Annotated in this window: 19 protein-coding genes; 9 read left to right on the top strand and 10 right to left on the bottom strand. The window is 40.5% G+C overall.

Annotation, left to right across the window (positions count from 1 at the left end; all coding sequences use genetic code 11):
• Positions 1–6 precede the first annotated feature (6 nt).
• Positions 7–834, bottom strand: a complete 828-nt coding sequence (locus tag CQA63_RS00630) for a pyrroline-5-carboxylate reductase (protein WP_104699216.1) — start codon at positions 832–834, stop codon at positions 7–9.
• A 6-nt stretch (positions 835–840) separates the two neighbouring features.
• Positions 841–1,293 carry a flagellar assembly protein FliW gene (gene fliW / locus CQA63_RS00625; protein ID WP_104699217.1) on the bottom strand — a complete coding sequence of 151 codons (453 nt, stop codon included), beginning with the start codon at positions 1,291–1,293 and terminating at the stop codon, positions 841–843.
• 186 nt (positions 1,294–1,479) lie between these two features.
• Here fliW and CQA63_RS00620 point away from each other — a divergent pair, with 186 nt between their 5' ends.
• The 4 genes from CQA63_RS00620 to CQA63_RS09360 are packed head-to-tail and all read left to right on the top strand — an operon-like array spanning position 1,480 to position 5,025.
• Positions 1,480–2,121 carry an outer membrane protein assembly factor BamD gene (locus CQA63_RS00620; protein ID WP_104699218.1) on the top strand — a complete coding sequence of 214 codons (642 nt, stop codon included), beginning with the start codon at positions 1,480–1,482 and terminating at the stop codon, positions 2,119–2,121.
• 8 nt (positions 2,122–2,129) lie between these two features.
• The gene (gene lon, locus CQA63_RS00615; protein WP_104699219.1) at positions 2,130–4,523 is read left to right on the top strand and encodes an endopeptidase La; all 2,394 of its coding nucleotides are present in this window, start codon (positions 2,130–2,132) and stop codon (positions 4,521–4,523) included.
• Positions 4,523–4,741, top strand: coding sequence for a hypothetical protein (locus CQA63_RS00610; RefSeq protein ID WP_104699220.1), 219 nt, complete (start codon positions 4,523–4,525; stop codon positions 4,739–4,741). Before lon ends, CQA63_RS00610 begins: the two co-directional genes overlap by 1 nt.
• Before the next feature lie 56 nt (positions 4,742–4,797).
• The gene (locus CQA63_RS09360) at positions 4,798–5,025 is read left to right on the top strand and encodes a hypothetical protein (RefSeq protein ID WP_147288702.1); all 228 of its coding nucleotides are present in this window, start codon (positions 4,798–4,800) and stop codon (positions 5,023–5,025) included.
• 407 nt (positions 5,026–5,432) lie between these two features.
• Here the strand turns inward: CQA63_RS09360 and CQA63_RS00605 are convergent, their stop codons facing one another.
• From CQA63_RS00605 to CQA63_RS00590, 4 genes are read right to left on the bottom strand one after another with little or no spacing between them, the layout of a single operon-like run.
• Positions 5,433–5,825: a winged helix-turn-helix domain-containing protein gene (locus CQA63_RS00605; protein WP_104699221.1), complete on the bottom strand. Its 393-nt coding sequence runs from the start codon at positions 5,823–5,825 to the stop codon at positions 5,433–5,435.
• 9 nt (positions 5,826–5,834) lie between these two features.
• Positions 5,835–6,491, bottom strand: coding sequence for a LutC/YkgG family protein (locus CQA63_RS00600; protein WP_104699222.1), 657 nt, complete (start codon positions 6,489–6,491; stop codon positions 5,835–5,837).
• Positions 6,484–7,917, bottom strand: a complete 1,434-nt coding sequence (locus tag CQA63_RS00595) for a LutB/LldF family L-lactate oxidation iron-sulfur protein (RefSeq protein ID WP_104699223.1) — start codon at positions 7,915–7,917, stop codon at positions 6,484–6,486. The genes CQA63_RS00600 and CQA63_RS00595 overlap by 8 nt, the downstream gene beginning before the upstream one ends.
• Before the next feature lies 1 nt (position 7,918).
• Positions 7,919–8,650, bottom strand: coding sequence for a (Fe-S)-binding protein (locus CQA63_RS00590; RefSeq protein WP_104699224.1), 732 nt, complete (start codon positions 8,648–8,650; stop codon positions 7,919–7,921).
• A gap of 319 nt (positions 8,651–8,969) precedes the next feature.
• Here CQA63_RS00590 and CQA63_RS00585 point away from each other — a divergent pair, with 319 nt between their 5' ends.
• The 5 genes from CQA63_RS00585 (at position 8,970) to CQA63_RS09615 (ending at position 11,776) form a co-directional block, all read left to right on the top strand.
• Positions 8,970–10,610 (top strand): L-lactate permease, encoded by a 1,641-nt coding sequence (locus tag CQA63_RS00585; RefSeq protein WP_104699225.1) that lies wholly within the window; start codon positions 8,970–8,972, stop codon positions 10,608–10,610.
• Positions 10,611–10,777: 167 nt separating this feature from the next.
• The gene (locus CQA63_RS10295; protein ID WP_280524181.1) at positions 10,778–10,900 is read left to right on the top strand and encodes a hypothetical protein; all 123 of its coding nucleotides are present in this window, start codon (positions 10,778–10,780) and stop codon (positions 10,898–10,900) included.
• Positions 10,890–11,090, top strand: a complete 201-nt coding sequence (locus tag CQA63_RS00580; RefSeq protein WP_104699226.1) for a hypothetical protein — start codon at positions 10,890–10,892, stop codon at positions 11,088–11,090. The genes CQA63_RS10295 and CQA63_RS00580 overlap by 11 nt, the downstream gene beginning before the upstream one ends.
• Before the next feature lie 314 nt (positions 11,091–11,404).
• Entirely contained in the window at positions 11,405–11,599 is a 195-nt protein-coding gene (locus CQA63_RS00575; RefSeq protein ID WP_104699227.1) for a hypothetical protein, read from the top strand.
• A 21-nt stretch (positions 11,600–11,620) separates the two neighbouring features.
• Positions 11,621–11,776 carry a hypothetical protein gene (locus CQA63_RS09615; protein WP_170128345.1) on the top strand — a complete coding sequence of 52 codons (156 nt, stop codon included), beginning with the start codon at positions 11,621–11,623 and terminating at the stop codon, positions 11,774–11,776.
• On the opposite strand, the gene CQA63_RS00570 is transcribed toward CQA63_RS09615, so the two are convergent.
• The 4 genes from CQA63_RS00570 to serS are packed head-to-tail and all read right to left on the bottom strand — an operon-like array spanning position 11,733 to position 16,853.
• Complete coding sequence (locus tag CQA63_RS00570; protein WP_104699228.1) at positions 11,733–12,146, bottom strand: NfeD family protein; 414 nt, start codon at positions 12,144–12,146, stop codon at positions 11,733–11,735. The two genes, CQA63_RS09615 and CQA63_RS00570, sit on opposite strands and share 44 nt — an antisense overlap.
• A gap of 47 nt (positions 12,147–12,193) precedes the next feature.
• Positions 12,194–13,093: an SPFH domain-containing protein gene (locus CQA63_RS00565; protein WP_104699229.1), complete on the bottom strand. Its 900-nt coding sequence runs from the start codon at positions 13,091–13,093 to the stop codon at positions 12,194–12,196.
• A gap of 23 nt (positions 13,094–13,116) precedes the next feature.
• On the bottom strand, positions 13,117–15,579 hold the full coding sequence (locus CQA63_RS00560) for a tetratricopeptide repeat protein (protein WP_104699230.1): 2,463 nt from the start codon (positions 15,577–15,579) through the stop codon (positions 13,117–13,119).
• Between the two features lie 8 nt (positions 15,580–15,587).
• Complete coding sequence (gene serS / locus CQA63_RS00555) at positions 15,588–16,853, bottom strand: serine--tRNA ligase (RefSeq protein ID WP_104699231.1); 1,266 nt, start codon at positions 16,851–16,853, stop codon at positions 15,588–15,590.
• Between the last annotated feature and the right edge of the window lie 81 nt (positions 16,854–16,934).

The raw sequence follows: 16,934 nt of genomic DNA, 5'->3' as shown, positions 1-16,934 counted from the left end.
GGGACTCTATTTTTTAGGCGGTGTATCGCTCGAATGAAAGCTTGCATTAAGATTGTCTTTGGCATATTGTGCGGCGATATGGGCAGCTTGGATAAATGCTCCTCGCACGCCACTTTGCTCTAAGGCATTTAATCCACGGATAGTTGTCCCACCCGGGCTTGATATGGCATATTTGAGCTCGCTTGGGCTTGTGGGCTCTAATGTCTTAGCAAACCCCAAAAAGCATTGCTTGACTAACTGCTCACTTTGCGTATGGCTAAATCCCTCAAGCACACCCGCGTCAATGAGGGATTCTGCTACAAGGGCTAAAAATGCTATGGCACTTCCACTTGTGGCAATACTTGATTCTATGAGTGTTTCATTATCCACCTTTAGGGCTATGCCAAAAGATTCTATAAAAGGGACAATCTCCCGCTGGAGCATATCTGTAGATGAATGTTGATAATAAAAGGCGGTTGCAGAGCATTTATAACGTGCGGCGATATTGGGCATAGCGCGGATAATATGTGCGGCGTTAATATGCTTTGCAATATCTGCTACCCCCACTCCTGCAAGTATGCTATATACACATCTAGCCTTACCTTCAAAGATAAAGCTCTCTAAACCCTTAGGCTTGATACAAAGGAGTATATCTGTATCTTGGCAATTAATTTTATTATGCGATTGTAATGCCAAAGCCTCAGCGCCTATAATGGCGTTTGCGGATATGAATGCTTGAGCCTTACTATAATTTCTGCCTAGAATGATAATCTTATAGTGCTTTTGTATAAAGTCATTATCTTTGAGTATGGCTGCTGCCATATTGCCATAGCCGATTACGAGAAGTGTTTTCATTGTTTGTTAGCTTGGTTTGTTGTCTCTTGGTTTATTATCTTGGGGGGCTTGGGGTTGGGACTCATCTTGGGAATCTTGATTATAGTATGTGCCAATGGGCTCATTAAGGCTATATGAGGGGTATTGCATACTATCAAGCACGACTTGCGCCATTGTGAGATTATCAAAATTGAAAATAAGGGGAGCTAAGAAGTTAATAGTGGAGCGTTCAATGGGTGTTTGTATAACCATTATATTTGCAATAAGGAGGTTTTTTGCATTATCTAAATCAAGCAGAATCTTAATACTTGCTGGCACATCAAACTCATACTCTCGGAGCAAAAATGGATTGACAAGCGTAAAATGAGGCACTTCATAATCAGCGTTGGTAAGCTTCATAAACAAATCATCAATTTTTTCAAGCCTCATTTTTGTTACATTTTCAAAACCAAGAATGGGTGATTTGACTTCAAAGACCATAATTTTGCTCCATTGCTTTAAGTATTCGTAACCTTACACACCTCTGATGCTTCAAGTCCAAAGTTTCAAGTCTAAGTTTTAGTTGGGTTTTTAAAGATTATAGCATAAATGTGTATTTTATATTAAATATATTTAGCAATGTAATAGTGTATAATGTGCTCTTTTATTTATTAATAAGGGCTTTTTATGAGGGTGTATCTTTTTGCATGTGCTGTATTATTGATGTTTATGCTTTTTGGTTGTGCAAAAAAAGATGTAGAGTACAACAAGCCGGCTTCATATTGGTATGAGGCGATGATTAAAGAAATTAATTTTGGGAATCTTGAGGGGGCGGATGGGTATTTTGCCTCATTGCAGAGTGAGCATATAAACTCCCCTCTCTTACCTGAGGCTATGCTGATATTAGGGCAAGCCCATATGGAAAGAGATGAATACCTTTTAGCCGCATTTTATTTTGATGAATATCTCAAACGTTACTCATCTTTTGATAACCAAGACTATGCACGATATTTGAAAATCTTAGCCAATTTCTATGGCTTTAAAAACTACAGCAAAGACCAAGAATTCATCGCCCAAAGCATTGAAGAAGCACAATCATTTTTGCAAAATTACCCACAAAGCCGCTATGCCCCTTATGTGGAATATATTTATCTCAAATTCCAATTAGGGCAAATCGAACTCAATGCGGCGATTGCAAATGTGTATAGAAAACAAAACAAAAAAGCAGCAGCAGAAGAATATTTAGAACGTAACGATAATGCACTTTTAAAATATTTTAATCCCAAGCCCTCACATGTGCCTTGGTATGTACGTATTTTCAATTGGTAGGAGAGATAATGAATACCTTACAACATCATAATTTTCCCATGGTTATGCCAGTTATTACAGAAGATGAGCTTATATATCCCTTTATGATTGTGCCTCTTTTTATAAGCGATGAAGAAAATATCAAAGCCGCCCATAAGGCAGTGGAGGGCAATAGCCTTGTATTTATTGGATTTGAACGTGAAGAAGAAAGGGAGAAATTTTCATTTTATAATGTGGGGGTTATTGGCTCAATTATGCGCGAAGTGGCTACGCCTGATGGGCGCGTTAAGCTACTTATTAAGGGCTTGTGTCGAGGCAAGGTACTCTCTGTGCTGCAATCTCCTGCAGAGCCTTTAGAAGTGGAGGTAGATGCCTTTAGCTATAAAGCGTATGAGGAAAATAAAATGAATGCATTGCTGCAAGTACTCCATGAAAAGGTCTTGCATCTTGCCAATCTTGATAATCGCTTTTCTCCTGATTTTCTTAAAACCATAGAGAGTAATCATGAGCCAAATCGCATTGTTGATATTGTCGCCTCAGCTATGCGCCTCTCAAAGAAGCAAGCTTATACGCTTTTTGCTAAAGATGATGTTGAAGAGAGGGTATTATGGCTTATTGACGCGGTGATTGAAGAAACGCAAGCCCAAAAGCTCCAAAAGGAGATTAAAAACAAAGTCCATAACAAAATGGAGCAAGTCAATAAAGAATATTTCCTAAAAGAGCAGCTAAAGCAGATTCAAAAAGAGCTGGGGAATGAAAATGTCCGAGATGAGGAAATGGAGCAATATGAGCAAAAGCTTAATGCCCTAAAGCCTCATATGAGCGAGAATGCTTATAAAGAAGTGCATAAGCAAATCAAACGTCTTTCACGTATGCACCAAGATAGCGGAGATGCCAATATTTTGCAAAATTACATCGAATGGGTGCTGGAGATTCCATTTGGTACATACGCAAGGCAAAAGCTCTCCATTGCTAAAGTTGCCAAACAGCTTGATTTAGACCACTACTCACTCCAAAAGCCCAAAGAACGTATTGTTGAATATTTTGCTATTAAGGAGCTTGTAAGCCAGAGGGCGGAGAGTGGGCAAAAAGAAAAGAACCCTTCTCCTCAAAACAACCAAGAAAAGGGCACGATTCTATGCTTTTATGGACCTCCGGGCGTGGGGAAGACAAGTCTAGCAAACTCCATCGCTAAAGCCATTAAACGAAAGCTTGTGCGCATTGCTCTTGGCGGGCTAGAAGATGTTAATGAATTACGTGGGCATCGCCGTACATACATTGGCGCTATGCCTGGGCGCATTACGCAGGGATTAATCGAAGCAAAGGAAATGAATCCTGTGATTGTGCTTGATGAGATTGATAAAGTGGGCAGAAGCTATCGAGGCGACCCTACAAGCGTGCTTTTAGAGATTCTTGACCCAGAGCAAAACCACGCCTTTAGAGATTATTACACCAATTTTGATATTGACCTTTCACAAGTGATTTTTATTGCCACAGCTAATGATATTAGCACGATTCCAGCACCTTTGCGAGATAGAATGGAGTTTATTGCTATCTCATCTTACACCCCACAAGAAAAATATGAAATTGCCAAAAAATACCTTATCCCCCAAGAGCTCAAAACACATGGCTTGCTGCCACAAGAAGTAAAAATCACTGCCCCCGCACTTAAAAAGATTATTGAATCTTACACACGTGAAGCAGGAGTGAGAAATCTTAGGCATAAACTTGCTCAAATTATGCGCAAAAGTGCGACTATGATTTTAAAAGGGGAGGAGCATATCACTATCACTCCCCATAATATTGGCGATTTCTTAGACAAAATAGTCTTTGAAATTTCTCCAGCAGATAAGAAAAATGCCATAGGTATTGTTAATGGCTTAGCTTGGACAAGCGTAGGGGGCGATGTGCTAAAGATTGAAGCACTTAAAATTAAAGGCAAAGGCTTGCTTACACTTACAGGAAGCTTAGGGGAGGTAATGAAAGAATCTGCCCATATTGCCCATTCTGTCATCAAAGTGCTTATTGATAAGAAGTTTCTTAAAGCAAAGGAAGTAAGCAAGAGTGCTATTTATCAACTCTATGATATTCACTTGCATGTGCCAGAGGGGGCTACGCCTAAAGACGGACCAAGTGCAGGGATTGCAATGGCTTGCGTGATAGCCTCTATCCTTACAGATTCTAAAATCTATGCTGATATAGCCCTTACAGGGGAGCTCACACTAAGGGGGAATGTGCTTGCTATTGGGGGATTACGCGAGAAGCTTATAGCCGCTCATAAGGCGGGCATTAAAAGGGCGATTATCCCGCAGAAAAATTATGAAAGGGATTTAAAAGATATACCCAAAGAAGTGCTAGATAAGCTTGAAATTATTGGTGTGAGCGATATTAAAGAAGTCCTAGATATTGCCCTTATACGCTAATGCCCACAAATGCAGCTTTTTATGTAGCCTTATTTTTATGCGCCCTTGGGTGGGTGTTTATAGGTTTGGGGGTGGTGCTTTTTCCCTTAAGCTTGTATTTTTTAATGTATTCTTCAAATCGCCCTCCATTTTTTGCCCTAATTGTCATTCTTGGCGTTGTGGGCTTTACCCTCTCGCTCTATGTTGATAGCCAATTTATTGCTAAAAAGATTTTCTAGGCTTTGGAGGAGTCATAAAGCAAACTTGCAAACTAGCCTAAAGATACCGCCGCGCTTTGAGTTTCATAGGGGAACTAAGCACACTTTTTAAAGGCTTGAGAGGAGAGCGGGCGAGAGGGGAGTTTGAGAAAAGGAGCTTAGTTTGTCATTCTGAGGGAGGGCAAAGCCCGACCGAAGTATTCACAAACGAGCCACTAGAAAGCCGACAGAGATTCTTCAGGGCTAAGCCCTATAGACATGACAAACTAATGACCCGCAAAAGAACCCCAGACGCGGCAGTTTGAAAAAAAGGAATTACACAAGCGGGTAGCAAAGTCAAAAATAGTGCCCCCCGCAGGGCGCTTTAATAAGGGCGGGCGTTTCATAATAAAACCCTTAGAAAACGACTTGATAGATAAGCGTAAGCGCAAGCTTTAGTCAAGCTTTAGGCGCGAAGTGTGGATTAATTCCACACGAAGCAAGATTTTAAACTAATGAAAAGAAGCACCAAATGCGGAAGTATCTTTGAGGGATTTTAAGGAGGGCGAAGCCCAAGAGAGCGCCCCCGCAAAAGGCGCTTTAGGCGAGGATTTAAAACCCTTAGAAAACGACTTGATAAACGCGCAAAGCGCGCTTACTAGTCAATCTTTAGGCGCGGAGCGGGATTCACTCCCGCAAACCAAGACATTAAATGATGGCGCCAAAAGAGAAGTTATTTTTTCTTTTGTATCACTTGCAAAGCATCTTGCAAATGCGAAATACGCACTAACAGCTCATCAAAATCCGACACATCATTTAAATAATCAAAAAATATGTTTTTTGTATCTTCAAGCTTATTAAATACTTCAATAGCCTGATAGCCTAGCGGTGTTAGCTTTGTGCCACCACCACCCTTGCCTCCATTACTTGATTCTACTAAAGGATGGGGGGAGAGTTTGTTCATAATGTCTATGCTATCCCAAGCGGCTTTATAGCTCATACCCATTTGTTTTGCTGCTTTTGAAATGGAACCAGATTCTGCTATACGCGTTAAAAGTTCGGCACGTCCCACACCGATATAACTTTTCTTATCTTTCTCAAACCAAAATCGCGCAAAAACATTCATACCTTTCCTTTAATACAAAATCACATAAGTTTTAAGCGAACCATGCACACCAAAAACGGTTTGTAATTCAATATCTGCCGTTCTTGATGGACCAGCTATAAAAATCATATTGGTAGGGAGCTTGCCATTTTCACTTTGAGCTTTTAAGGAGAGCACCCCTTGATAGAAATTCTCCACAATATCATTTTTGCTTAGCAAAATAAGGCATGTCCTTGTGATAAGAGATGAGAGACGTGGGGCAAGGGAGTGCGAGGCAATGCCTATAATCCCTAGATTTGCCACAGCACAGCTTGCACGCACGATAGATGTATCAATTTCAAAAAGCTCGCCCCTATTTTCATCAATACTTTTATCATAAGCGATAAACTCCAAAGATTTGGTTAAATCTGTGGGATTTTGCGAGAATTCAAGTATGTCTTTAATGTTAGGATTGTAGAGAATCTTGCTTGCCTTGATTTCAAGGAGGGTATTATATACATCTTGCAAAAGTGTGCTTGGCTGAGATTCTATCACTATGGCTTTATTTGCCCTCTGCAAGGTGATATATTCTTGTATTTTGTCTTCTTGTGTGCTTTTTAAGGGGTTTGTATAATGTGCGCTATCCCCTTGAAGCGTGTTGTATTGGAGAGAATCTCTAATGCGTCCTAAAATAGCTTGCTTACTCATAGATAACCCCTTTCATATTTGATAGCTTTTTGTGGAGATTGCCTTTGAGATGGGGGAACTCACGATACATAACCCAGTTTTTTAAGCCCGGTATAAGGGGGCTAAAAGGCTTTGCTAATGGTGCAAATATACCCGCTAGTCCAAGAGCTATGCGCCATAAAGACCCATTGCTTGCAAATTTAGCAAAAGCATTCATCGCATATTCTTCACTTTTATCACGGAGTGAGCCGTCATTATTTTTGAGATTTTTCCTCCCTTGCCCCACCTTTTCACTTCGTAAATCCCTAATAAGCTCAGCTAAAGGAATCTTCACCGGGCATACTTCAGAGCATCTTCCGCATAATGAGCAGAGATTTACCATATGTCCAAAGTTTTTCATACCAAAGAGTTGAGGTGAGATAACCTCCCCAATAGGACCGGGATAAGTGCTCAAATACGCATGTCCGCCGATTTTATCATACACAGGGCAGTGATTTAGGCATGTCCCGCAGCGAATGCACGAGAGAGAGCGATAAAAATGCGCATCTTTAAGCATAACCGAGCGGTTATTATCAAGTAAAATAATATGCACTTCCTTTGGTCCATCAAGCTCACCATTTTTGCGTGGGGAAGTAATGATATTGTTATAGCAAGTAATGGGCGCGCCTGTAGCAGAGGGCACTAAAAGTGCATCAAGAATAGAGGCATCTTCAAAGCTCTCAACAATTTTTTCAATCCCACAAATGGCTACATGAATATCACTTGCTGTTGTGCTCATACGCCCATTGCCTTCATTTTCAATAAGCCAAATTGCCCCCTCATTAGCGATGGCAAAATTCACCCCGCTTAAGCCCATTTGAAAGGTTTGAAACTCTTTACGCAAATGCACGCGAGCGATTTCATTGAGCTTTTCTGGCTCAGATTCTAAATGCGCTCCGAGCTTTTGGGCAAAGATTTCACCAATTTGATAGCGGTTTTTATGGATAGCGGGAGCGACAATATGCACAGGCGGCTCATCAATAAGCTGGATAATCAGCTCCCCCAAATCCGTTTCTATAGGCTCTAAGCCCTTTTGCTTCAAAAAGGCGTTTAAATGAGTTTCCTCACTTGCCATTGATTTGCCTTTGAGAATCTTGTGAATATGCTTTTCTTGCATAAGCTTATAAATGATTTCATTGACTTCTTTACTATCATTTGCCCAATGCACAATAAAGCCATTTTTCGTGGCATTTTGTTCAAAGCGCTCAAGCAAAACATCAAGTTGGGAGAGACTCTTTTGCTTTACAGCCCTGCCTTGCTCACGCAAACCCTCCCAATCTAAATAACGAGAAGCGATGAGGTTTTTACGATTATTTTTGAGCGTGTCCATGACATTTGTTAGATTCTGCCTTAATTGTTTGTCATTGAGTTTGTCATGCACGATATTGGTGTGTTCATTGATACTCATATTATGCTCCTAGTCCGATTCTTTGGGCTAAAAAGTCATAAAGATGTATAGGTTTGACATTGAGTTTTTGCTTTTTCATCGCACCGCTAATATTTAAAAGGCAGCCCGCATCTGCAGAGATTACATACTCCACATCGCGTGAGAGAATATCTTGGATTTTTTGATTAACCATAGCATTTGACACTTCAGGCTCTTTAATGCTAAATGTCCCGCCAAAGCCGCAACACTCCGCTTCTCTCTCTAGCTCGACTAACTCAACATTTGAAAGTGAGGAAATAAGAGCCTTTGCGCTATTGATGACTTTAGCTGTGCGCAAAGCGTGGCAGTTACTATGCCATGTAACCTTTGTGGGATTGCCCTTATCTTCATACTTGACTTTAAGCACCTTGTGGAGATATTCGCCTAAATCATATATGCGCGAACTAAATTGCTTAGCCCTCTCAAAATCGCTTGTACCCTCAAAAAGCTCGACATAGTCTTCTCTCATCATACCCACACAAGACCCAGATGGGACGATAATAGGCTCCTCTCCGCTAAAAAGCTCGATATTGTGCAAAGCGACTTTACGACTTTGCTCATAATAGCCTGAATTATAAGTAGGCTGCGCACAGCAAGTTTGGTCTTTTTTAAAAACCACTTCACAGCCCTCTTTTTGCAAAAGCTTGATGGCATTTACGCATGTATCTGCATAGGCTACGCCCCCTAAACACGTTGAGAAAAAAAACACTCGCATCATTTACTCCTTACTCTTTCCTTAAATGCCAATTGAAGTTTTATTTAAGAATTATAAATATACCACTTTGAAAATACATAAAGGTAAAAAGTTTTGATATTTTTGTCATTTATTCTTGTTTCAATAATACCCATTGAATATCCATAAATGGCTAAATATGTGATATTTCTACACATCAAAGGGTGGCTAAGAGTATAAAAATTTCTTTATTTTAGTGCTTTAGGGCGCTTAATGAATTATAATCAAGCCCTGAACATAAATAAACACAATGATCAAAGTAAGTGTTTATTGTTTCCATTTTGAAAGACAAGGAGATTTTATGGTATGGCAGCAGGTTTATGACCCATTTTCAAATATAGGTTTAAGCGCGCTAATCGCATTCTTACCGATAGTTTGCTTTTTAGTGTGTTTGTTGGTTTTTAAACTTAAAGGGTATCAAGCAGGGTTTTTAACCGTTGTTTTGGCTTCTATTGTGGCGTTTTTTGTTTATGAAATGCCCTTTTCTTTGGTGGGGGCTTCGTTTGTGCAAGGTTTTGCTCAAGGTATGTGGCCTATTGCTTGGATTATCATTGCAGCCATTTTCCTCTATAAACTTTCGGTTAAAAGCGGTTCTTTTGAGGTGATTAAGCAAAGTGTGATGAGTATTACACCCGATCATAGAATCCAAGTGATTTTAATCGGCTTTTGCTTTGGCTCATTTTTGGAGGGGGCTATTGGCTTTGGAGGTCCTGTAGCCATTACAGCAGCCTTGCTTGTGGGTTTAGGGCTTAAGCCACTTTATGCTGCGGGGCTTTGTTTGATTGCCAATACCGCTCCTGTAGCCTTTGGAGCAGTAGGTATTCCTATTATTGCTATGGCAAATTTAGTGGGCGTAGAAAGCCATGCTATAGCGGCTATGGTGGGACGTATGCTTGTGCCCTTAAGTCTTACTATCCCATTTTTTATCGTATTTTTGATGGATGGATTCAAAGGGGTAAGGGAGACTTTCCCTGCGATTTTAGTCGCCGCACTTAGCTTTACCTTAACGCAATTTTTAAGCTCAAATTATTTGGGAGCGGAATTACCAGATATTGCTTCAGCTATTGTCTCTTTGGCTTGTACGACTATATTTTTGAAATTCTGGTCTGTGAAAAATATCTTTAGGCTTGATGATGTGAAAGATTTCTCAAACCACACACAGCTTGGCTTTGGCAAGGTATTTAAAGCATGGCTACCTTTTATTTTACTTATCCTTTGTATAGTGATTTGGACTCAAGACTGGTTTAAGGCATTGTTTGCTAAGGGTGCGCTCTTTGACTACACACAAGTTACATTGGCATTTAATAATATCGCCGGAAGTATCATAGAGCCTAGCGGTAAGCCTATCTCACTCTCCTTGCCTATTAATCTTATTGCCCTCCAAGCAGGAAGTGCGATTTTAGTCGCTGCATTTTTGAGCATTTGGTTTTTAAAGATTAAGGCAAGTGATGCAGCAGATTGCTTTTGGGATACTTTAAAAGAAATGGCTATCCCTTGTATCACTATAGGGCTTGTGGTTGCCTTTGCTTTTGTGGCTAAAAATAGCGGTATGAGTGCAACTTTAGGGCTTGCTTTTGCAAAAACAGGCGAGGCTTTTGCGTTCTTTAGCCCAGTTATTGGTTGGATAGGCGTATTTTTAACGGGCTCTGATACAAGTGCAAACCTCCTTTTTGGACCGCTTCAACAAGTTACTGCAAGAGAGCTTGGCGTGGGTGAGGCATTATTTTTAGCAGCAAACTCTGTAGGTGGCGTTGTAGGAAAGATGATCTCTCCTCAAAGCATAGCTATTGCTTGTGCTGCTGTGGGATTAGTAGGCAAAGAATCTGAACTTTTCAAATTCACTTTAAAATATTCTGTTGTCTTTATTATTCTTATAGGCATTTGGAGTGCGCTTATTGCATTATTCTTCCCCGAGATGATTCCTGCGGTTGTTCATAAATAATTTCTTGCTCTCTTTTTTGAGAGTAAGGGAGAGTTTATAATATGCTTTTAGCCTTGTGAGCAAAGAGGGTGGAGGTGGATTTGCAAGCCTAAGCCCTTAATTTTCTTCCTTAATCTCCCCTCTCAATTTTCTCTCTCTTTCTTCATCGGTGGCTAGGGTTTTTAAAGGTGGCACTTCGCGCGATTGATTTTTATCCTGTGATGAGAGCGTGTCTCACTGCTGAGCGACGTTTGGGACTTATTGTCATTCTGAGCCGCAGGCGAAGAATCTCTAAAAGATATGCTAATTAAATATGAAAATCAAATTAAAGCCTTGCAAAGTCAAATACAAAGGCTAGAATCTGGCTCTAGTGATATGCATAGTAGCTTACAAAGTGAAATTACATTATTGCAAAATGCAAATGATATGCTAAATGATAGGATAGAATCGCTCCTAAAGTCCATTAATGGTAAGGATAATGATCTATTAGAGAGTCTTTAGTAGCTAAAGGAGATTCTTCGCTTTCTTATGAAAGCAAAGACATAGCAAACTTTGTGCCCTTATAGAGGGAGTAGGCTTAACCTTTTGCAATGGAAGTTAGTTTGTCATTCTGAGGAAGCACGAAGGGCGACCGAAGAATCTCTAAAGGAATCACTAGTCGCTAACCAAAAGCCCCCGCAAAAGGCGCTTTAATAAGGGCGGGCGTTTCATAATAAAACCCTTAGAAAGCCGACAGAGATTCTTCAGGGCTAAAGCCCTAAAGACATGACAAACTAACAACCCGCAAAAGAAACCACACCCCGCGAGGTAACAAAATGAAATTACACGGGGGCGAAGTTTGTAATAAGGAAGCACCAGACGCGGAAGGTAGCAAAGTCAAAACTAGCGCCCCCCGCAGGGCTTTAGGCGGTTTGCAAAATTCACTTTTGCAAACCAAGATATTAAATGATAAGGAGGCGGAAGTATCTTTGAGTGAAAATGTTTGCTTTGCAAGGCGAGGGCGGAGCTAACTTTGAGAAAAGGAGCTTAGTTTGGCATCACGAGGGAGTGTAACGACCGAAGAAACTGCCTCATCTACTAAAGAATCCCCAACAGAATCACTAAAAGATTCTTTTAAATCTTTTTTCCATAGGGATAGGGGGTTTAGAGTGATTCTATCACTACCTTATTTTCTTTCACTTCTTTAATCCTTACCTTATCGCCCTCTTGGGGTTGCATATTTTCACATTCATATTCCCAAAATGTGCCTTTAAAATATACCATACCTTGTGCTATCTCGCCCACTCCTGTATGCGTTAGAGAATCTTCATAGTTTTGAGCGTGAGAAAGCCACGATTTAATGGGCTTTCTTAAAAGAATAAGCATAGCAAAAGAAAAGAGGCATATACTTAAAGCCTGCATAATAAATACATTGCCAAAGCTTCCAAAGCCCACAAGCCATTCAATCCCTGCAGTGATACATAGCCCAAGCCCTATAAAAACTAAGAAAAATGAGCCCAAAAATATCTCTACTATGATGCTAAGTATGCCTATAGCTAATAACACAAGAGCACTCATTCACACCCCTTTATTATCCTTAAATCCGCACATAAGCCTTAATAATCTTAATGAGCCTTGCGGTTTAAAAACTCGCTTATCACACTTAGCCCGCCGATAAACTCGCTTGTCTCATAGGGGATAATCACCTTATCTTTACTTGGATTCTTACTCATTTCATTAAAGGCTACAATGCGCTCTTTGGCTAAAAGAAACTCCGCAGCTTGCGGGCTTTTCGCCATTTGATTGGCAATAAGCTCCATAGCATCACTTTGCCCTTGTGCAAGGGCGATTTGCTCATATTTTTTCGCATCAGCCATTCTCTCTATGGCTTCAGCTTGTAGTACCTTTTCTTGCTTGAGGGCTTCGGCATTACGTATAAGGGCTTCTTTTTCCGCTTGGGCTTTAAGCTCTATGGCTCTTTTTTCTCTTTCTGCTTTCATTTGGAGATTCATTGCTACTTCAATATCTCTAGGCACAGAAATCTCACTAATCTCCACGCGCATAATTTTCACTCCCCAATTATTCGCCGCATCGCCTAAAGCTACCTGCAAGGAGGCATTAAGCCGATCGCGCGATGAGAGGGAATCATCAAGATTAATGCGCCCTATCTCACCCCTTAATGTCGTAGTGGCAAGGTTGGCTATCGCGCTTTTATAGTCATTCACGCTATATACGGCAGATTTGGCATCAAAGACCTTTAAAAATACAATGCCATCAATGTTGATATTGACATTATCTTTGGTAATCACCTGCTGACGCCCAATATCTATCATCTGCTCGCGTGCGCTTACTATGGCATTAATCCTATCAATCACGGGTATAATAAAATGAAATCCCCCATCAAGCACCCTGTGAAATCGCCCTAATCGCTCCACAATGGCAATATCTGTTTGAGAGATGATTTTCACCCCAAACCCTAGCACTGCTAAACAAAACACCAACACTACTATTGCAAATACCAACATAGCTTTTTCCTTTCAAAGTTAAACTAACGCGCATGCGCAAGATTATTATCAAGCAAATAGCTTGTATCAATCTCAAAGTCAAAAAATTCCGATTCAAACTTGCTATTAGCGAGCTTATCATAATGCTGAATGGCAGCTTTGATATTTCTACCCTCTTGATACAATAAGCCCAAAGCATAGCGTGCTTCAAAATTGGTAGCAGATTCTATCTTGGAGAGCTGTAATAGGGCTACAGCATTTTCATGCCTATTAGCGCCCATTGCTGCAATCGCCCCAAGAAAGCGCGTTTGAGAATCTTGCTCGCCTAAATCATCAATCAATGAGTTATAAATAGCAAATGCCTTTTCAAAATCATTGCTATAGATATTTGAGAGTGCCAAAGCCTGCAAAATACCATTGCTTGTGTGCATTTCTACCACCAGCTTAGATTCTAGCTCTTCTTGTATAGAGCGCAGAGAGCCTGTAACAAACCCGACATATACATAAAGCTCGCGTGCAAGAGCAGGTCCATAATAAATGGGGCGCATATCAAGATTCTTTTCCTTATAAATCACATTCATTTGCAGGGCTACATCTTTGAGATTTACGCCAAATCGCTTGCCAAGCTCATACATGGTGTTTGTAACCACATCTTTTGCATAATCCTTTTTTAAGCTTTCAAACGCACTTACAATTTGCCCTGCATTGCCAGCAGAGATTCCATACACGGCTTGGAGGGCGTAATAAATAGGCTTTTTCTCCGTATGGGGCTGCTTTTGTAGGTCATTTAGCCAAGAGAGGGCGTCCATAGGACTATCACTCGTATAGCGGAAAAGGGAGAGCAAAAATTGATGTTGAATTTTATCAGTAAAGTTAAGATCTGCAAGATCATTAGAAATAGAAGTACTTAATCTTGCTGTGCTTCTATATGTAAGCTCAGCGCACATAAGGGCAAAAATACCCGCTGTAATGTTATTAGAATCTAAATGATAGGCTCGTATAAAATGCACATAGGCATTATCAAAATCATTCATCTGCGCATACAAAAGCCCTACATTATAGTGCAACACAGAATGATTAGGATAGGTAATGAGTGATTGCTCCATGGATTGGATAATGCCACGTATATCTTGGCTTAAAGATAGGGCACGTAAATCTTGGGCGATAGAGGAATTAATTTGAGAAACCCTCTGCCCCTCCTGCAATGTGCTTTTAGCACTCTCAATATTGCTCGCATACGCATAGAGATTCCCATCATCAATGATAGCTAAAGCCTTTTTCGCGTCAAACACCAAAAAAGGCGCATAATAAAAGAGAATCTTGTAGCCAAGCATTTTGTTATGCTCAAAGCGGCGATTCCAAAAGTTCTCTTGAGCGAGATTAATATCAAATAAATCATCTCTTAATTTTGCCCTAATGGGATAGGTATCAAAGACTTTTGAATCATCTTCTTTCGCATTAAGCCTATCAAAAATAAGCGCACTTTCTTTATAATTGCCGCTTTTAAGCTCAATAAGCCCTAAAGCCATAAGCGCTCGAGGCTCTCCCACATGTGAAGCAAGATATTCATAGAGATATTGCTTTGCTTGTGTGTATTCTCCTAGCCTTGCATGCAGTAGCCCAATAGCGAAATTATCATCTTTATCTGCTGCTTGCTTGAGTTGAGCTAGGGCATTAAGCTCATCACCAAAGATTAAAAACACCTCTGAAGCCATTTTCCTACTCTCATTAATATAGCTTTGGGAGCTTGGATTCAAAAATGGCGAGAATGATTCAAAATAAAAGCCCTTATAATATTGCAACAAGCCATAAAGATAAGAATAAAGGGGCTGATTGGCTGTGTAATACAAATAGCTTGAGCTAATGCCTAGATAATATTCATAGAGATTCTTATCGCCTAGCATATAGGCACTATATGCGGCATTAAGCGCACTCACGCTAATATCTTCCCCCACGCCAATGGCTTCATTAAAAGAAGCAATCGCCTTTTGGTACTCGCCCTCTTTAATTTTGATAACGCCCAAATTATAATGTGCAATCGATTGCGAATACGCCGCGATGTTTTCAAACAAGCCAAGTGCCTCCATTTTATCCCCTTGCGTGTAGAGGATATTTGCCTTTTTAATCATATTGCCAAGCTCGGTATCATCAATCTCTGGGTGCTTTTGCGTGCTAAGAATAGGGGCGGGCTGGACAATTTTGCGTGAAATAAGAGAGGCGCTATCTTCTTCTTTATCACTGCTGCTATGAGTTAGGGCAAAAAGGAGTAATAAAAGCAAAAAAACCACTAAAAATGCACCAAGGGCAATAAAGGCTATAAGCAGGAGCTTATCTTCCTTAATGCGCTCAAGGAGGGGCTGTATTTTGAGTTTAAGGGCTTGAAGAAAGTTTTTAAATTTATCTTTGCTTGTGGAGCTACTTTCTTTGGAGCCCTCCCCTGTTTTAGAATCTTGCCCTGAATCTCCCTGATCCTTTGGGACATCAAGGCTAATGACTTCTTCTGCCATACATATCCTTAGAGGTATTTATGCAAAACTTCGGGGATTTCTATCTCCCCATTGTCTTGCTGATAATTCTCCATAATGGCAATTAATGTGCGCCCAACGGCTAAAGATGAGCCATTAAGGGTATGCACAAGTGCGTTTCTGCCATTTTCCTTATAGCGGATTTTTGCCCTGCGGGCTTGGAAATCGCGGGTGTTTGAGATAGAGCTAATCTCACGATAGCAATTCTGCCCCGGAAGCCACACTTCAATATCAATCGTATTGCTCGCGCTAAAGCCCAAATCTCCGCCACAGAGCTGCATAAAGCGGTGGGGGAGCTTGAGTTCAGTTAAGATTCCACTTGCTGTTTGGAGCATTTTTTCTTGCATTTGCTGGCTTTGTCGGGGATGAGTAATAGCCACTAGCTCTACTTTGTCAAATTGATGTTGCCTTATCATACCCCTTGTATCGCGCCCGGCACTCCCCGCCTCTTTGCGAAAGCAAGGCGTATGAGTAGTAAGCATAATAGGAAGCTCCTCACCGGGGATAATCATATCTTGATAGAGATTAGTAAGCGTGATTTCAGAAGTGGATATAAGATAGAGCTCATGCTCTTCATCATCAAATGCAGAATCTACCTTAAACATATCATGCTCAAACTTAGGGAGCTGCCCCGTGCCAAAAAGCGCCCTAGCATTGACAATCACAGGCGTTACTACATATTCAAACCCCGCATTTTGATTATAATCAAGCATAAAGTTAATCAGTGCGCGATTAAGCCTAGCACCCATACCTCTTAACACAGAGAATCGGCTTTTAGCAAGCTTCACTCCTGCCTCAAAATCAATCCACCCATTAGCGCTAGCAAGCTCCCAATGCTCCTTAGGAGTGAAGTCAAACTCCCGCGGGGTCAGTATTCTTTTAAGCTCGACATTATCGCGCTCATCATCGCCTATGGGGGTGTTACTATCAGGGAGATTGGGGACACTATGGAGAAAGCTCTTTAGCTGGTCTTCTAACTCATGCAAGGAATGTTGAGCTTTGCTTAAGACTGCCTTATTTTCATCAAGGGCTAGTTTTAGCTCATTTATATCCTTTTGCTCCTCTTTATATACGGCAAAAAGCTTTGAAGTCTTATTTTGAAATGCTTGTAGATTTTCAATAGACTGCTTTAGGCTCTTATATTTTAAGGCAATGCTTTTAAGCTCATTAAGGGTCTCCTTTTTGCTTACCTTTTTTATGCTTAGCTGCTTGCTTACTTCCTCAAAGTCATTAATTAAAACCTTTATGTCAATCATAAATTCCCCTCTAATGCGTGAAATACTCTATTTAAGTTTCATAATTATAGCTTATATACCTTAGGTAAAAAGCATTTTTTA

Origin of the sequence: Helicobacter marmotae, from assembly GCF_003364255.1 — a bacterium.
In the GTDB taxonomy this organism is placed as follows: domain Bacteria; phylum Campylobacterota; class Campylobacteria; order Campylobacterales; family Helicobacteraceae; genus Helicobacter_C; species Helicobacter_C marmotae.
This window is presented reverse-complemented; position numbering and strand designations above follow the sequence as displayed.